Origin of the sequence: Planosporangium mesophilum, from assembly GCF_016863255.1 — a bacterium.
GTDB lineage: Bacteria > Actinomycetota > Actinomycetes > Mycobacteriales > Micromonosporaceae > Planosporangium > Planosporangium mesophilum.
This window is the reverse complement of the sequence record NZ_BOON01000067.1, coordinates 1-13833: the sequence shown is the minus strand read 5'-3', so window position 1 is coordinate 13833 and position 13833 is coordinate 1. Positions and strand designations below refer to the sequence as shown.

Annotated in this window: 16 protein-coding genes; 3 read left to right on the top strand and 13 right to left on the bottom strand. The window is 70.4% G+C overall.

The window, feature by feature from the left end; all coding sequences use genetic code 11:
* The first annotated feature begins 15 nt into the window (after nucleotides 1-15).
* Nucleotides 16-363, top strand: a complete 348-nt coding sequence (locus Pme01_RS28515; protein WP_168117993.1) for a hypothetical protein — start codon at nucleotides 16-18, stop codon at nucleotides 361-363.
* A 324-nt stretch (nucleotides 364-687) separates the two neighbouring features.
* Here Pme01_RS28515 and Pme01_RS28510 read toward each other — a convergent pair whose 3' ends face one another.
* From Pme01_RS28510 to Pme01_RS28470, 9 genes are all read right to left on the bottom strand, one after another.
* Complete coding sequence (locus tag Pme01_RS28510; protein WP_168117994.1) at nucleotides 688-1173, bottom strand: hypothetical protein; 486 nt, start codon at nucleotides 1171-1173, stop codon at nucleotides 688-690.
* Between the two features lie 8 nt (nucleotides 1174-1181).
* Nucleotides 1182-1556, bottom strand: a complete 375-nt coding sequence (locus Pme01_RS28505) for a response regulator (protein WP_239088520.1) — start codon at nucleotides 1554-1556, stop codon at nucleotides 1182-1184.
* Complete coding sequence (locus Pme01_RS28500; RefSeq protein WP_168117995.1) at nucleotides 1553-2020, bottom strand: chemotaxis protein CheX; 468 nt, start codon at nucleotides 2018-2020, stop codon at nucleotides 1553-1555. Before Pme01_RS28500 ends, Pme01_RS28505 begins: the two co-directional genes overlap by 4 nt.
* Nucleotides 2017-2403, bottom strand: coding sequence for a response regulator (locus tag Pme01_RS28495; RefSeq protein ID WP_168117996.1), 387 nt, complete (start codon nucleotides 2401-2403; stop codon nucleotides 2017-2019). The genes Pme01_RS28500 and Pme01_RS28495 overlap by 4 nt, the downstream gene beginning before the upstream one ends.
* 6 nt (nucleotides 2404-2409) lie before the next feature.
* Nucleotides 2410-3264, bottom strand: a complete 855-nt coding sequence (locus tag Pme01_RS28490) for a CheR family methyltransferase (protein WP_168117997.1) — start codon at nucleotides 3262-3264, stop codon at nucleotides 2410-2412.
* Nucleotides 3261-4421, bottom strand: a complete 1161-nt coding sequence (locus Pme01_RS28485; protein ID WP_168117998.1) for a protein-glutamate methylesterase/protein-glutamine glutaminase — start codon at nucleotides 4419-4421, stop codon at nucleotides 3261-3263. Before Pme01_RS28485 ends, Pme01_RS28490 begins: the two co-directional genes overlap by 4 nt.
* 154 nt (nucleotides 4422-4575) lie before the next feature.
* Nucleotides 4576-5604 (bottom strand): hypothetical protein, encoded by a 1029-nt coding sequence (locus Pme01_RS28480; protein ID WP_168117999.1) that lies wholly within the window; start codon nucleotides 5602-5604, stop codon nucleotides 4576-4578.
* 127 nt (nucleotides 5605-5731) lie between these two features.
* Nucleotides 5732-6178, bottom strand: a complete 447-nt coding sequence (locus Pme01_RS28475) for a chemotaxis protein CheW (protein WP_168118000.1) — start codon at nucleotides 6176-6178, stop codon at nucleotides 5732-5734.
* Between the two features lie 3 nt (nucleotides 6179-6181).
* A complete protein-coding gene (locus Pme01_RS28470) occupies nucleotides 6182-8503 on the bottom strand; it encodes a chemotaxis protein CheW (RefSeq protein WP_168118001.1) in 2322 nt (773 codons plus the stop codon).
* Nucleotides 8504-8702: 199 nt separating this feature from the next.
* Between Pme01_RS28470 and Pme01_RS28465 the strand changes: the two genes are divergently transcribed.
* Complete coding sequence (locus Pme01_RS28465; RefSeq protein WP_168118002.1) at nucleotides 8703-9101, top strand: DUF3140 domain-containing protein; 399 nt, start codon at nucleotides 8703-8705, stop codon at nucleotides 9099-9101.
* 69 nt (nucleotides 9102-9170) lie between these two features.
* On the opposite strand, the gene Pme01_RS28460 is transcribed toward Pme01_RS28465, so the two are convergent.
* Nucleotides 9171-9647 (bottom strand): phosphatase domain-containing protein, encoded by a 477-nt coding sequence (locus Pme01_RS28460; RefSeq protein ID WP_239088519.1) that lies wholly within the window; start codon nucleotides 9645-9647, stop codon nucleotides 9171-9173.
* A 107-nt stretch (nucleotides 9648-9754) separates the two neighbouring features.
* Between Pme01_RS28460 and Pme01_RS28455 the strand changes: the two genes are divergently transcribed.
* The gene (locus Pme01_RS28455; RefSeq protein WP_168118004.1) at nucleotides 9755-10879 is read left to right on the top strand and encodes a baeRF2 domain-containing protein; all 1125 of its coding nucleotides are present in this window, start codon (nucleotides 9755-9757) and stop codon (nucleotides 10877-10879) included.
* Nucleotides 10880-10937: 58 nt separating this feature from the next.
* Here Pme01_RS28455 and Pme01_RS28450 read toward each other — a convergent pair whose 3' ends face one another.
* From Pme01_RS28450 to rfaE2, 3 genes are all read right to left on the bottom strand, one after another.
* Complete coding sequence (locus Pme01_RS28450) at nucleotides 10938-11864, bottom strand: glycosyltransferase family 2 protein (protein WP_373315545.1); 927 nt, start codon at nucleotides 11862-11864, stop codon at nucleotides 10938-10940.
* A complete protein-coding gene (locus Pme01_RS28445) occupies nucleotides 11861-12031 on the bottom strand; it encodes a hypothetical protein (protein WP_168118005.1) in 171 nt (56 codons plus the stop codon). Before Pme01_RS28445 ends, Pme01_RS28450 begins: the two co-directional genes overlap by 4 nt.
* Nucleotides 12032-12094: 63 nt before the next feature.
* Nucleotides 12095-13627 (bottom strand): D-glycero-beta-D-manno-heptose 1-phosphate adenylyltransferase, encoded by a 1533-nt coding sequence (gene rfaE2 / locus Pme01_RS28440; protein ID WP_168118006.1) that lies wholly within the window; start codon nucleotides 13625-13627, stop codon nucleotides 12095-12097.
* Nucleotides 13628-13833: the final 206 nt, after the last annotated feature.

The window sequence follows — 13833 nt, the reverse complement described above, 5'->3', positions numbered from 1 at the left end:
AGGGGCGGTCCCGACATGACGAAGTGGTCGACGCTCCTGCTCGCCGCGCTGCTGGACAGCCCGGCGCTCTACCACGCGTTCGTCCTGCACGACCTGGACTACACAACGGCCCTCGTCAGGTACCTGATCGCGGTCGTGGTCGCGGCCCTGATGCTGGCGATGCTCAACGGCCTGGCGAACGGGTACCAGCGCGGCAACGACGCCCTGGCCCGAACGGAGGCCCGGGAGGTCGCCCAGCAGGCCGCCATGGACGCCCTCGAGGTCGCGCGCAACAACCCCGCGCTGATGGCACAGGTCCAGGGCCGGCGCAGCACCGACGTGGTGCCGCCGGAGGAGACCCCGGCCGAGGAGAAGGCGGAGTAACCGCCCCCGGCCGCTGCCCCGTCCGCCGTAGGCTCGCAGCAACGTGTCCGGTACGGCGCCGTCGTAGGTGTTCAATCCGGTCAGGCACCGCTGCGGGAACCCCACCCGGTACTGCTCATCGTGGCGGCGCAGCAGCTCGATCGCCTCACCCGACGCGGTCGTCAAAATCCTGGCGCGTGGCGTCGAACCACGAGCCGGCACAGCCGCCATTTCTCCTGGACGAGCAAGGGCACTGGACCGGCAGGAGCAAGAACCGAACAGTCCGAACACAAGGGAACTCCCCGTACGGCCAGGCCGTACGGGGAGTTACCTGTTCGGGGAGGCTCACTCAGCCAGGGTGATCGACAGCCTGCCGCTGCCGTAACCGCCGACCTCGACCGTCAGGTCGAGACGACGGCCGAGCGCCTGCAGAACCGCGGCCGCGTCGCCAGGAAGCGGCTCGCCGGGCAGGACGACCTGGTAGAGCTTGAGGTGAGGAGCACCCTCACGGTTGAGCAGGGAGGTCAGAATGTTGCAGACCTCCTTGACGTTCTCCGCCTGGGTCGGCGTCACGACACCGTCGTCGACGCAGTCCTGCGCACCTCCGGGAGGGAGCAGGCCGATCGCCGCGCCGGCGTACACCGTCAACGGCAGATCCATGCCGGCCACCGCCCACAGCTTCTGGGTGCTGTCGGTGTACAGGCTCACGAGGGTCGTCTTCAGATCCTCCGCGAGGACCGGATTGGCTGTGCCCACGGTGATCGGGCGCCCAAGGAGGTCCTCGAACAGGTCACGGACGTCTTTGGGTACGGGCAGCTGAAACGACGACATAGCCCACTTTATCCTAGGATCGGGTCCAAAGCGTCACGAAACGCCTCGGCGGTGAACGGTTTGGTGATGAGGAAGAGGGCACCGGCATCCTCGGCCTGGCCCCGCATCTCCGGGGTGCCTTCCGAGGTCACGAACCCGAAGGGCACCTGGACGCCGTTGGCGCGCAGCATGCGTAGCACCTCGATGCCGGTCATCTCGGGCATGTTCCAGTCCGACAGGACGAGGTCCGGCTTCTCGTTGGTGACGGCGTCGTAGGCCTGCTGGCCGTCCGCCGCCTCGACGAGGTCGTGGCCGTCGAAGCCGGCCTGCCGGAGGGTACGGGTAACGATCTGCCGCATCACCCGGCTGTCATCCGCGATGAGGATCTTCATCGGTAACGTCACGCGCCCTTCTCGTTGGTGCTCTCGAGGACCTGGACGGCGACCGACTCACCCAGCCACTCGCCGTTGAGCTGGCACACCTCCGAGGCCGACGGCCAGCCGGGGCTGCCGTTGACCAGGACGACCGGCAGCGAGAGCGCCGACGGCTCCGGCATGAGGCTCTTGACGTTGCCCCCGATGATGTTGGCCAGCTCACCGAGCGCGTCCGTGACGTCGTCCTCGGTGGCCTCGTCCAGCTCGATGCCGAGCAGGGCGGCGGCGGCGCTGCGCGCGGCCGGCATGGTGCAGCTCACCACGACGTGCCCGCGCCATGCGCCGGTGACCGACACCGAGGCCGAAACGTCGGACGAAGGCTTGGTGCGAGGCATCTGGATCAGCGGGCTCGTGCCCTCGAGGTCCAGGTACGACGACCACACCTGCTCCGCGATCGCGAACAGGTCTTCGTCCGTGGGTGCATTGCCGGTCATGCGGTGGCTCCGTTCGTTGACACGCCCAGCAGCGCCAACTTCTCCTCGATGGCGTCCGGGGTAAAAGGTTTGATTACGTACTCGTGGGCGCCGGCCGCCAGGGCTCGTACGATCTGGCTCTGCTCGCCCTCGGTCGTCACCATCATCATGGTCATTGTCCGATATTTCGGATTTGATCGAGCCGCAGTTACGAACTCCAGCCCGTTCATCTCCGGCATGTTCCAGTCCACGAGCGCCACCGCCGGGACGACGTCGCTGGCCTCCAGCAGGTCCAGGGCCTCTCGCCCGTTGCCTGCCTGCCACACCTCGAACCCGAGCTGGCCGGTGATCCGGGTGAGGATCAGCCGCATCGCTCGCGAATCATCGATCACCAAGGCAATCATTGGTGATCACCCCTTTCCCATTGCGCCGGCCGGCGACGTGATGTTGGTGCCACGCAGGCGGTATGCGGAGCTGCGGCCGGCGGCTATGCGCTCGAACCGGTCATCGATACCGATGGTCGTCTCCGCCGAACCGAGGAAGAGCCAGCCGTCCGGGCGCATCACGCCACTGGTACGAGCCAGCACCTGACGCTTGGTCTCGACGTCGAAGTAGATCAACACGTTGCGCAGGAAGACGATGTCGAACTGCGGCATCGGCGGCAGCGGGGCCGCCAGGTTGAGGCGCTTGAACGTGATGTGGTTACGCAGCCTCGCCGCCACCCGCCAGTGGGTCCCGTCCCGCTCGAAGTGGCGGACCAGCATGTTCGCCGGAAGCCCGCGGTTGACCTCGAGCTGGGTGAAACGCCCGGCCTCGGCGCGGCTCAGCATCTCCTGGGAGATGTCGGTGGCCAGGATCTCGTAACTCCAGCCCGCCGGCAGGTTCTCCTCGAGGATCATCGCGAGGCTGTACGGCTCCTGCCCACTGGAGCAGGCCGCCGACCAGATCCGGATGGTCCGGTTGGTCGACCGCGTCGGCATCAGGTCGGGCAGCACGCCGGCGGTCAGCGCCTGGAACGGCTCGCCGTCGCGGAACCACGACGTCTCGTTCGTGGTCAGCGCGTCCACGATCTTCTCGTGGGTGCCCGGCTCCGGCCGGTGCTGGGCCCGCATCACGTACTCGGACACGGTCGGCAGGCCTGCCTGGCGGGCCAGCGGCAGTAGCCTGGCCTCGACCAGGTACTCCTTGCCGCTCTCCAGCACAATGGCCGAACTGCGCCGCACCAGGTCGCTGACATAGGCGAACTCCTGGGCACTCAAAGTCATCGGGTCACCTCCAGGGACCGTGCGCTGCGCCCTCCGGCGGTACGCGAGATGAGATAGTTGGCGATCTCGGGTAGGGGAAGTACTGCGTCGGCAAGTCCGGCGTGGGTCACCGCTCCCGGCATCCCCCACACCACGGACGTCTCTTCGTCCTGGGCGACGATCTCGGCGCCCTCGGCGCGCAGCACCTCGGCGCCGCGCCGGCCGTCCTGGCCCATGCCGGTCAGGACGGTCGCGAGAACCTTGCCGCCGTAGACCTTCGCGACGGATCGGAACAGCACGTCGACCGCGGGCCGGCAGAAGTTCTCGGGCTGCGCGCTGGTCAGCTTCGTCAATACGGACGTGCCGGAGCGGACCACCTCGAGGTGGAAGTCGCCCGGCGCGATGTAGACCTTGCCGGGGACCACCTGCTCCTCCCCCGCCGCCTCGATCACGTCCAGGGCACAGGTGCGGTTGAGCCGCTCGGCGAACATCTTGGTGAAGACCGGCGGCATGTGCTGCACCACCACGATCGGTACCGGCAGGCTGGCGGGGAGCGCCTGCAGGACCTTGGCGAGGGCGTCCGGCCCACCGGTCGAGCAGCCGACGGCGAGGACCTCGACCCGGTCGGTACGCGGGCGGGTGGTCGCGGGAGCCGGCGCGCCGGCGCCGGGCTTCGTCGTGGGGCGCGGTACGCCGGCGAGGCCCGGCAGCGCGGGCGGGAAGGCGAAGCCACCGGCCGGGGGCGCGGTCTTGCGCCGCGTCCGGCTCGCGGATCCCCGCTCGCACAGGGCATGGATCCGGGGGATGATCTGCTCCCGGACGCTGCGCTTGGACTCCTCGAAGCTGCCGACGTTGGACGGCTTGGTGACGTAGTCGCTGGCGCCGGCCGAGAGCGCGTCCAGCGTGGCGCTGGCCCCCGCAGCGGTGAGCGTACTGAACATGATCACCGGCAGGCGCGGGAAGCGGGGCCGCAACTCGCGGAGGGTACTGAGGCCGTCCAGAACCGGCATCTCGATGTCGAGCGTGACGAGATCCGGTTTGAGCTGTTCAATCTTGGCAAGAGCGACGCGGCCGTTGGGAGCCGTGCCGACGACCCGGATCTCCGGGTCCTCGGCAAGGGCGTCTGTGACCAGGCGTCGGATGACGACCGAGTCGTCGACAACCAGGACCGAGATCACGAAGCGGCCTCCCCGCGCAGGGACAGCCACCGCCCGGCCATCCGTTCCCCGCCCATATCGGCGGGAGGGGGTACCGGATGAGAAAACTACATCCCGGACATTTCCGTGATCACCAAGAGTTCACGATGCGAGGCGCGTCGCAGGCTCTGATTGATCACTCAGTTCCGGTCACCTCGATCGAGCCGAGCGCCGCCAGCAGCGGGTCCACCAGCCGCTCCACCGTCTCGGCGGCCAGGATGTCCTGTACCACGATGGCCTGCACGGCGCCGCTGAGGAGGTTCCAGGCCCCGCCGGCGCGCTCGGCTACCGGGATCCCCGCGTCGTCGACGGCCCGGACGAGCATCAACTGGGCGGCGGCGGCAGCCCGTACCCGCTCGGAGACGTAGACCGCCCAGGAGGCCGCGTGTACCGCCGGAGCCCAGTCGGGCGCTGCGCGCCGGGTCGCCTCGGCTGCGGCGCCGAGCCGTACGAGCTGGGCCGGGGTCAGCGCGCGGACCCGGTCCAGCAACGCGGTGATGTCGTCGTGCTGCGGGCCGAGATTCATCGGCCGTACCGGCAGCCACCGCAGCGCGGCGAGCCAGCCGGCCGTGAGGCTGCGCCGGGTCGGAGCGGGGAGCAGGTCGGACAGGTACGCCGCGACGACCGCGTCGCAGATCACCGAGGTGGCCCATTCGGAGGCCTCGCTCTGCGCCTTGACCGGGCCCGGCACACCGGTCCCACCCGGCACCGCGGCCGGATCAGGCGTGCCGGCCGGATCAGACGTGCCGGCCGGATCAGACGTGCCGGCCGGATCAGGCGTGCCGGCCGGCCGCCGCGCCGCCAGCGGACCCGGCGGGGTCCCCGGGCCGACGGGTCGCCAGGTCCAGTCCAGGAGGTCGTTGCGTACGCATCGCAGCAGCCCGTCGACGGTCCCGATGGGCGCCTGCTCGAGCAGGGCGAGCGTCTGGGGCGCGTCGTCCGGCTCCACCGACAGATCGCGTACGGTCTGGCGCCGGCGCGCCGCCTCGTCGACGTCCTGCCACAGGCCGAGCCGGTCCCAGTCGTCCATCCGGAAGTTGGCGATGACGTCGATGTCACTCTCAGTAAACGAGAGCGCACGGAGAAGTACATCGGCTGTTGCCGATCCGCCAGGCAGGCGGGACAGGTCGAATCCGAGAACCGGGGCGCTGACGAGGCTGTACATGCACCCAGTCTGCAACCGAGGCACTACCGGCTGCGTCCCCCGATCGGCCACCAAGGTGACTCTCCGTAAAACGCCGGAGGGAGGGTGTCGTGTTGTTGCACGACACCCTCCCTCCGGAGAGTCCAGGTCAGTCCTCCACGGCCGACCCGATCGAGGTCTGCACCGCCCGCCCGGTGTCGAGGGCCAGCATGAGCCGACCGTCGAGTTTGAACGCACCGGTGATCAGTTCCCGGCTGGGGCCGGTGAGGGTGTCCGGTGGTGGTTCGAACGTCTCGTCGTCGAGTTCGACGACCTCGCCGATGCGGTCCACCAGCAGGCTGACCGATTCGTCGGGGGTCCGCACGATCACGTTCATCGCCGGGCCCTCGAAGTCACGGGGCTGCAGCCCGAGCTGCACACGCAGGTCGACCGCGGCGATGACCTGGCCGCGCAGGTTGAACAGCCCGCCCACCGACCGCGGCGCCAGCGGCACCGGCGTGTACTCGTGAAACGACAGCACCTCCTGGACCATCGCCACCTCCAGCCCGAACAGCTGGTCGGCCACCTCGAACGTGGCGTACTGACGACTTGCCATCTTCTACGCTCCCACCATCATCGTCGGATCGAGGTCGAGCCCGCCGTCGGTGTCGACGCCCTCGGCGTCGAACCGTGGGTCGGCGGCCATGATCGCGCGGCGCACGTCGAGCAGTTCGGTGACCCGCGCCTGGATGACCGCCGAGCCCATGAGCCCGTCGTCACCGAAGTCACGCTGGGCGCCGACGACGTCTTCGACGATGTCGACGATGCGGTCCACCGCCAGCGCCACGCTGCGGCCGCGTTCGGTGTACACGACCACCGGTACCGACGCCGCCTGCTCGGTGTCGGAGTACACGCCCAGCAGTTGGGCCAGGCGCAGCACCGGCAGGATCTGGTCGCGGTACTGCACGACCTCACGGGCACCGACCCGCTCGAAGCGCTCCAGCGGGAACTCCTCGAGCCGGGTGACCATGTCCAGCGGGATCGCGACCCGCCGCTCGCCCACGCCGGCGATCAGCAGCCGGTCGACGTTGTCGTTGCCGCCCTTGGTGGCGTCGATCTCGGCCTGCGCCCGGTCGACCGCGCCCACGTTGAGGTGCGCGCGCCGCGCCAGCGACGGCACGTCCAGGATCAACGCGACCCGACCGTCACCGAGCAGGGTCGCCCCGGCGTACATGCCGATCTCCTTGAACCGCGACGACAACGCCTTGACCACGACCTCTTCGGTGTTCAAGACCCGGTCGACCACCAGGCCGAACTTGCGGCCCTCGGCCTGCAGCACCGCGACATAGACGTCGCGGTCACCGCTGGAGTCCGGCAGCCCCAGGGTCTCGTCCAGACGCACCAGCGGCAGCAACTTGCCCCGCAGCCGGTACACCTGCGCACCCATCGCGTGCTCGATGACCCGGCCGTTCTGCCCGTCGAGGTACACCAGTTCGTGCACCGCGACCTGCGGGATCGCGTACCGCTCGGTGCCGCACTCCACCGTCAACGCCTGGATGATCGCCAACGTCAACGGAATGGTCAGCCGCCAGGTCGTCCCCTCACCCAGGGTCGACTCCACGTCGACCGCGCCACCGATGCGCTCGATGTTGGTCTTCACCACATCCATCCCGACCCCACGGCCGGAGACGTTGGTGACCTTCTCCGCGGTCGAGAACCCGGCCTTGAACACCAGGTTCAAAATCTCCCGGCGCTCCATGTGCGCCACCTGGTCCCGGGTCAGGAGCCCCCGCTTGATCGCCACCTCGGCGATCCGGGCCGGGTCGATACCCTTGCCGTCGTCGGCTACCTCGACGATCACGTGCCCACCCTCGTGGTAGGCGCGCAGCGTCAACACACCCTCGGCCGGCTTACCCGCCGCCCGACGGTCGGCCGGAGACTCGATACCGTGATCGACGGCGTTGCGCACCAGGTGCGTCAACGGGTCCTTGACCGCCTCCAACAGGCTACGGTCCAACTCGGTCTCGCGACCCTCCATCGCCAACCGGACCTGCTTACCCACCGAGCTCGACAGGTCACGCACGACCCGGGGCAGCTTCGACCACAGATGGTCGATCGCCTGCATCCGCGTCTTCATGACGCTCTCCTGCAACTCACTGGTGATCAGGTTGAGCCGCTGGCCGGTCCGGGCGAGGGCCGGGTCCGACGACGCCGTCACCGCGCGGAGCATCTGGTTGCGGGTGAGCACCAGCTCGCCGACGAGGTTCATCAGCTTGTCGAGCAGGTCGACGTCGACCCGGATCGAGCTCTCCGCGATGCTGCGGCGGGTCTGGCCGACGCCCGGCTCGGCGCCGGCGTGGTCCTCCTCCGCAGCCGCGGCCGGCGCGACCGGCGCCGGTACCGTCCCGACCTCGACGGCCGGGGCGGGCTCGGCCACCGGGGCCGGCTCCGCCTTCGCCGCCGGGGCGGGCTCCGCCTTCGCGGCCGGTTCCGCCTTCGCGGCCGATTCCGCCTTCGCGGCCGGTTCCGCCTTCGCGGCCGGCGCAGCGGGGCTGCCGCCCTCGATGCAGGCCGTGACGGCCTCGATGACGCCGTCGACGTCCACCTCGCCCTCGGCGCTGGTCTCCTCGATCGTCGTCAGCAGGGTCCGGACGACGTCGACCATGCGCAGCAGCGTGTTGGTCGTCTCCGGGGTCATCACCTGCGTACCGTCACGCAGCCGGGCGAGCAGGTTCTCGCCCACGTGGGTCACGCGCTCCAGCCGGTTGAAGGCCAGGAACCCGCTCGTACCCTTGATCGTGTGAATGGTGCGAAAAATGCTTGACAGCAGTTCCCGCGACCCTGGCTCCTGCTCCAGCGCCACCAGGTCGCGGTCCAACTGATCCAGGTTCTCGTGGCTCTCCACGAGGAATTCCTGGACGATGTCGCCGAGCTCCTCCAAGGTCGCCTCCCTTTCTACGAGCCCTCACATCGGCAGGGTCGCGACCCAGCTGAGAACGACCCGCTGGGAATTTGGCTCATTTGGGCACACCTCGGGCCCGCCGCCGCGTGGCGGGCGCCGCAACCGTCCCGCACCCGTCTGGTGCGGTTCACCTGGTACGGCCCGGGGTAATGAGAACGGCCTAGGGGGTGATCGAAAGATGACTCGTAGCAACCCGGAGATCGATCAGAAGTGGGACGTTTTCCACCGAGTGGTCAACATGCCGTCCCCCGAGCTGCGCGACTGGCTGCTGTCGACGCCGGACGGAGCCGCCGCGTACGCGCCGGAGCCCGGCATCGACGTCCACGAGCTGGGCGGGCGGGTCCTGAGGATCCTGGAGAAGCGGCGCGTCGACCTCACCGACGACGACGTGGCCACCATGCAGCTCGTCACGGAGCTTGTCCTGGGCCGGCTGGTGAACGCACCACCCGAAGAATCGGTCAACGAACCGTGGCGGGACACCCTGCTCACCCTCGGCCACGACCCGCTGCGCCCGGACTCACCGCGCGGGCCCGACGCCGAGGTGATCCTCGCGGCCACGACCGCCACCGCACCCTGACACCACGTACGCGGTCTTTCCGGCTCCGGCGGACCGGCGGCACGCCGGAGCCGGAAAGACCGCACGGCCTCACGTACGCCCCTCGCGCTCCTGCGCCTCCCGCAGCGAGTCGGCGTACGGCACCCAGTCCGCCAGCCGCACCGGCCAGCCGTCCTGCTCCAGCCGGGACACGACCGCGGGGTCGTCGTCCACCACGACCGTGACCTCACCGGTCTCCGCGAGGCGGCGCAACTGCTCCGCCTTGTACTCGCGCGCCGGGCGGTGATCTCCGGTCGGCCGCATCCGCAGCTCGGCAACCGGCAGACCCTGCCGCGCCAGCCACCGCTCAGTGACCGGACGCAGATACTCCGGCCGCCCGGTCAACCAGACCAGGCGGTGGTCGCGGGCGTACTCCTTCGCGAGGTCCACCCCGGGCGCCAACGGCGTGTCACCGGCCGCCTCCGCGAAGAACCGCCGCCAGTTCTTCGGGCGGCGCGCCACGTGGTGCAGGCGGTGACGGACGTCGGCCACCACGCCGTCCACATCGAATACGGCTATCGGCTTCACGGACACATCGTCTCCGACCGTGTCCGGCATCCGTCGGCGATACCCGAATCACGTGACAACAAGCCAGCACAGGGTAAGTGCGAAGAACCTCGACCAGGAGGTACACCATGCACCTTTCCGTACTCCGTCCACTGGCCACACGCCCCGGCCCATGGGCGTCGGTCGTGATCGACGCCAGCCACGAAACCGAGGACGCCGCCAAGGCCATCGAACTGCGTTGGCGGGCCGCCCGCGAGGAGCTGGCGCAGCAGGGCGCCGACGAACCGACGCTCAATGCCCTGGAGAACACCGTCCTCAACCATCAGCCCGTACCCGGCCGGTACTGGCTGGCCGCCTTCGCCACGCGCGGCGAGGTGGCGCTGACCCTGCCGATCGTCACCACGCCGCGGGACCACGTCGCGGCCTGGGGGCCGCTGCCGCACGCCATGCCGATGATCGCCGGCTACGGCGAGCAGGTCGCCTGGCTGCGGATCGTCGTCAACCGCATCGGCGCCGACCTGGAGGGCGCGACCATCGGCGGCAGCCCTCGGCACGGCCAGATCGCCGGCCACCACGACTACCCGCTCCACCGCGCCAAGGCGGGCGGCTGGTCGCAGGACCACTTCCAGCGCTCGGCCCAGATGACCTGGCAGCGCAACGCCCAGGAGATCGCCGAGGCGGTGGGCCAACTGGCCACCTCCATGGCCGCCGAGATCCTCATCATCGCGGGTGACCCACAGGCCCGGCGCATGCTCATCGACCACCTGCCCGAATGGTGGCAGAAGCGGTACGTCGAGAGCGAAGCCGGCTCCCGCGCGCCCGGCGCCGACCCGGACCGGCTCGACGACTTCACCCTCCAGTCCATCGCGCGGCTGGCGGACCAGCACGTCCAGGACGTACTGGAGAAGTTCAAGATCCAGCGGGGGCACGACGCGGCCGCCGGAATCGGGCTCGGGGCGATGGTCGCCGCGCTGCAGCGCGAACAGGTCGACACCGCCCTGCTCATCAACGACCTGTCGTCCACCCAGAAGCTGTGGGTCGGCGAGGCGCCGCACGAGATCGCCATCACCTCCGACCAGCTCAGGCAGATGGGTACGCGGGAGCCGAAGCAGGTACGCGCCGACGCGGCCCTGCTGCGCGCGCTCGCCGCGAGCGACGCGGACCTGGTGCTCGTCACGCCCGATGAGATCGACCTCGACGGCGGGGTGGGCGCGTTGCTCCGATACGCCGACGCCTCCACGAGGCACCGTTGAGCGGCGTCCTCCGCTCACGTCTCCGCGATCTTGGACACCTGGGCGAGCCGTAGGTCGCCTAGGTGTCCAAGACCGCGGGAGTAACTCCGATCACGTCGAAGCACTGGACGTCGCGGTCGGGGACGGTGGTCGGCGACTCCAGGTGGTACGCGCCGCTGGGCACGATCCCGGCTCCCCCGTACGCCGCCTGGATGCGCAACTGGACCACCACGTCCTCGCCCGCGTGCGCCGCCGGTACCCGGGGCCAGAAGTCGTACCCGCCGGCGGCCAGCAGCTTCGCCCGGTCGTACAGCACGCACGCGCCGATCCACGCGACCTTGTACGCCCGCCACTCCCCCGCTCGCAGCCCCAGCCGGTCGGTGATGTGCAGCAGGTTGGCCGCGTTGTGCACGGTGTGGCGGTTCCACTGCGGGCCCCGTACGGTCAGCCGCTCCGGCAGCACCGGGCCGGACCACTCCTCGAACGAAGACTCCTGCTGCGGCCGGTGCTCGCGGTCGTACGACAGCCCGTGCGGCGCGTTGCCGACGAATCCGCAGCCCAGTTCCTGGATGGCGGTCATCAGCCGGGAGACGCTGCCCGGCTCGAGCCAGATGTCGTCGTCGAGGAAGAGCACGTAGCGGGCCCGTGACCTCGACAGCAGGTACCCGCGCTGCTCGGCCAGCCCGCGCCGGGGCAGGTGCTGCTCCAGCAGTACGGGGTGTCCGGCGTGGCGCAGCGCCCGTACCAGCCCGGCGGCCGCGGGGTGCCGCCACGACGGGTCCCCGTCCGACTGGTCGCTGACCGCGATCCCGAACGGCGCAGCCTGGGCGGCCAGCCCGGCGAGCGTGGCGGTCAGCTCGACCGGGCGGTTGCGCGTGGGGATCAGCACGTCCAGGTCGCGGCGGCGGGCGAACGCATCGGGGTCGCCGGGGTCCAGTGCCCGCGAGCCGGCGGACGGCAGGGGTAAGCGCCGGCCGTGGGCCGGTGTGCCGTGCTGTCCGCTCACTTAGTCGGCTGCGGACCGTACGGTGACCGCTCGTCCTCCGGCACCTTGTGCAGCGCCCGGTCGTCCCTGCTCTGCGGCAGCGAACTCTGTGCGGTCTCCTCCGCGTGGCCGGTCACCAGCGGGTCATGCTCGCTGCGGCGCATCTCCGGCTGCTGGACGTTGGGCATGGTTCCCCCTTGCTGAGCTGGATCTACCGGAGCGCCTACCCACCGTCGTGCCGGGCAACCTCGTCAGGGGCGGGTACGCCGGCCGCGCGCCGTGTCCAACTGGTGACCCGACTTCGCCGGATGAGCGGCCGGGCGGGCCGCACCGGAGCGGATGCGGCCGATCAGCTTCGTGGTCGACCGGTCGGGCAGGTAGTCCAGCGTCAGCACCTCACCGCCCAGCTCGCGCACCAGCGGCGCCTCCGGGATCATCTCCGGCCGGTAGTCACCGCCCTTGACGTACAGGTCGGGCCGGACCAGCGCGATGAGGTTGGCGGGGTTGTCCTCCTCGAAGACCACGACATGGTCGACGCAGGCCAGCGCCGCGAGCACCGCGACCCGATCGGAGGCCGGGTTGACCGGGCGCTCCGGGCCCTTCAGTCGGCGCACCGACTCGTCGGAGTTCACCGCGACGATCAGCACGTCGCCGAGGCGCCTGGCCTGGTTGAGGTAGCCGACGTGGCCCCGGTGCAGCACGTCGAAGCAGCCGTTGGTGAACACGATCCGCCGGCCCTGCTTGCGGTGCTCCGACACCGCGGCGACCAGGTCGGCCACGGACAGCGCCGCCTGTTCGGCCTCCCCTGCCGTCTCCAGCAGCCCGCGCACGTCGCAGACCGCGGTACCCGGGGCGCGGCCCCGGGTGGCGGCCGTCGCGGCTGACTGCGCCATCCCGGCGGCGTCGGCGAGCGGCACCCGCGCGGCGAGAGCGAGGGTGAACGCCGCCGCGTAGGCGTCGCCGGCGCCGGCCGTGTGGCTGGCGAGCGCCGGCTGGGCGTACGTGCGGATCGGCTCCAACTGGCCGGTCAGCACCACCGCCCCGTCGGCGTCGAGGGTCACCGCCACGGTCGGGGCACCGGCCAGTTCGAGGAGCTTGTCGGCGGCGCCGGCGACCCACTCCGCCCGGTGGGCGCCGACCGCATCCGAGTCGCACTCCAGCAGCCGGCACGCCTCCGCGAAGCTCGGCGTGGCCAGGTCCGGACGTACCTCCGCCCACGGCCTCGGGTCGTGCGCGTCGACGACCAGCAGCGGGATGTCGTCACGCCGCTGGACCAGCAGGGTACGGACGGCATCGTCCACCCCGCCCCCGCCGTAGTCGCACACGACGACCGCGTCGACCCCCTCGTCCAGGACGGCGGCGGCCGTCTCGACCAGGGCGGTCACGGCCTTCGCCGGCAGCGGGCCGCTGTCGCCCTCGTCGAAGCGCAGCATGATCTGCTCGTCCGCGACCAGCCGCCGCTTGGCCAACGTCCGCCTACCCCGTACCGGTACCAGCCGGTGCTCCACCCCGGCGGCGTCGAGGCGGCGGCGTAACCGGCCGCCGTCGGGGTCCTCGCCGGTCGCGGCCACCAACACGGCCCGCCCGCCCAACGCGGCCACGTTGACCGCCGCGTTGGCGGCTCCGCCGCCCGAGTACACGGTGTGCTGCACCTCGAGTACCGGCGCCGGCGCCTCCCGGCAGAGACGGCGCGGCACCCCGGTCAGCCAGCCGTCGAGCAGCGCGTCCCCCACGACGAGTACGGTCGCGCCGCGCCACCGGTCGGGTAGGTCGGTCAGCGTCATCGACGCCCTCCTGTCGTCGGTGTCCCACCCGGGCATACCCCGAACAGATCCAGTGAACCGTCGCGTTCCCCGGGTGCGCGCCGCCCGCGACGGCGGTAACGTTCGCCGCGTTCGCTCGGGGTCGCCCGTCATCCATGCACCGCCCTACGAGCAGGGGCGTCGATATGGCCGATTCACAACCGGACAGGCGCTCCTGGCGGTACCAG

What these genes read in the sequence shown, in the direction of transcription:
- Pme01_RS28515 (WP_168117993.1), top strand. Translation starts at nt 16, where the DNA reads ATGACGAAGTGGTCGACGCTCCTGCTCGCCGCGCTGCTGGACAGCCCG.
- Pme01_RS28510 (WP_168117994.1), bottom strand. Translation starts at nt 1,173, where the DNA reads ATGTCGTCGTTTCAGCTGCCCGTACCCAAAGACGTCCGTGACCTGTTC.
- Pme01_RS28500 (WP_168117995.1), bottom strand. Translation starts at nt 2,020, where the DNA reads ATGACCGGCAATGCACCCACGGACGAAGACCTGTTCGCGATCGCGGAG.
- Pme01_RS28495 (WP_168117996.1), bottom strand. Translation starts at nt 2,403, where the DNA reads ATGATTGCCTTGGTGATCGATGATTCGCGAGCGATGCGGCTGATCCTC.
- Pme01_RS28490 (WP_168117997.1), bottom strand. Translation starts at nt 3,264, where the DNA reads ATGACTTTGAGTGCCCAGGAGTTCGCCTATGTCAGCGACCTGGTGCGG.
- Pme01_RS28480 (WP_168117999.1), bottom strand. Translation starts at nt 5,604, where the DNA reads ATGTACAGCCTCGTCAGCGCCCCGGTTCTCGGATTCGACCTGTCCCGC.
- Pme01_RS28475 (WP_168118000.1), bottom strand. Translation starts at nt 6,178, where the DNA reads ATGGCAAGTCGTCAGTACGCCACGTTCGAGGTGGCCGACCAGCTGTTC.
- Pme01_RS28465 (WP_168118002.1), top strand. Translation starts at nt 8,703, where the DNA reads ATGACTCGTAGCAACCCGGAGATCGATCAGAAGTGGGACGTTTTCCAC.
- Pme01_RS28455 (WP_168118004.1), top strand. Translation starts at nt 9,755, where the DNA reads ATGCACCTTTCCGTACTCCGTCCACTGGCCACACGCCCCGGCCCATGG.
- Pme01_RS28445 (WP_168118005.1), bottom strand. Translation starts at nt 12,031, where the DNA reads ATGCCCAACGTCCAGCAGCCGGAGATGCGCCGCAGCGAGCATGACCCG.
- rfaE2 (WP_168118006.1), bottom strand. Translation starts at nt 13,627, where the DNA reads ATGACGCTGACCGACCTACCCGACCGGTGGCGCGGCGCGACCGTACTC.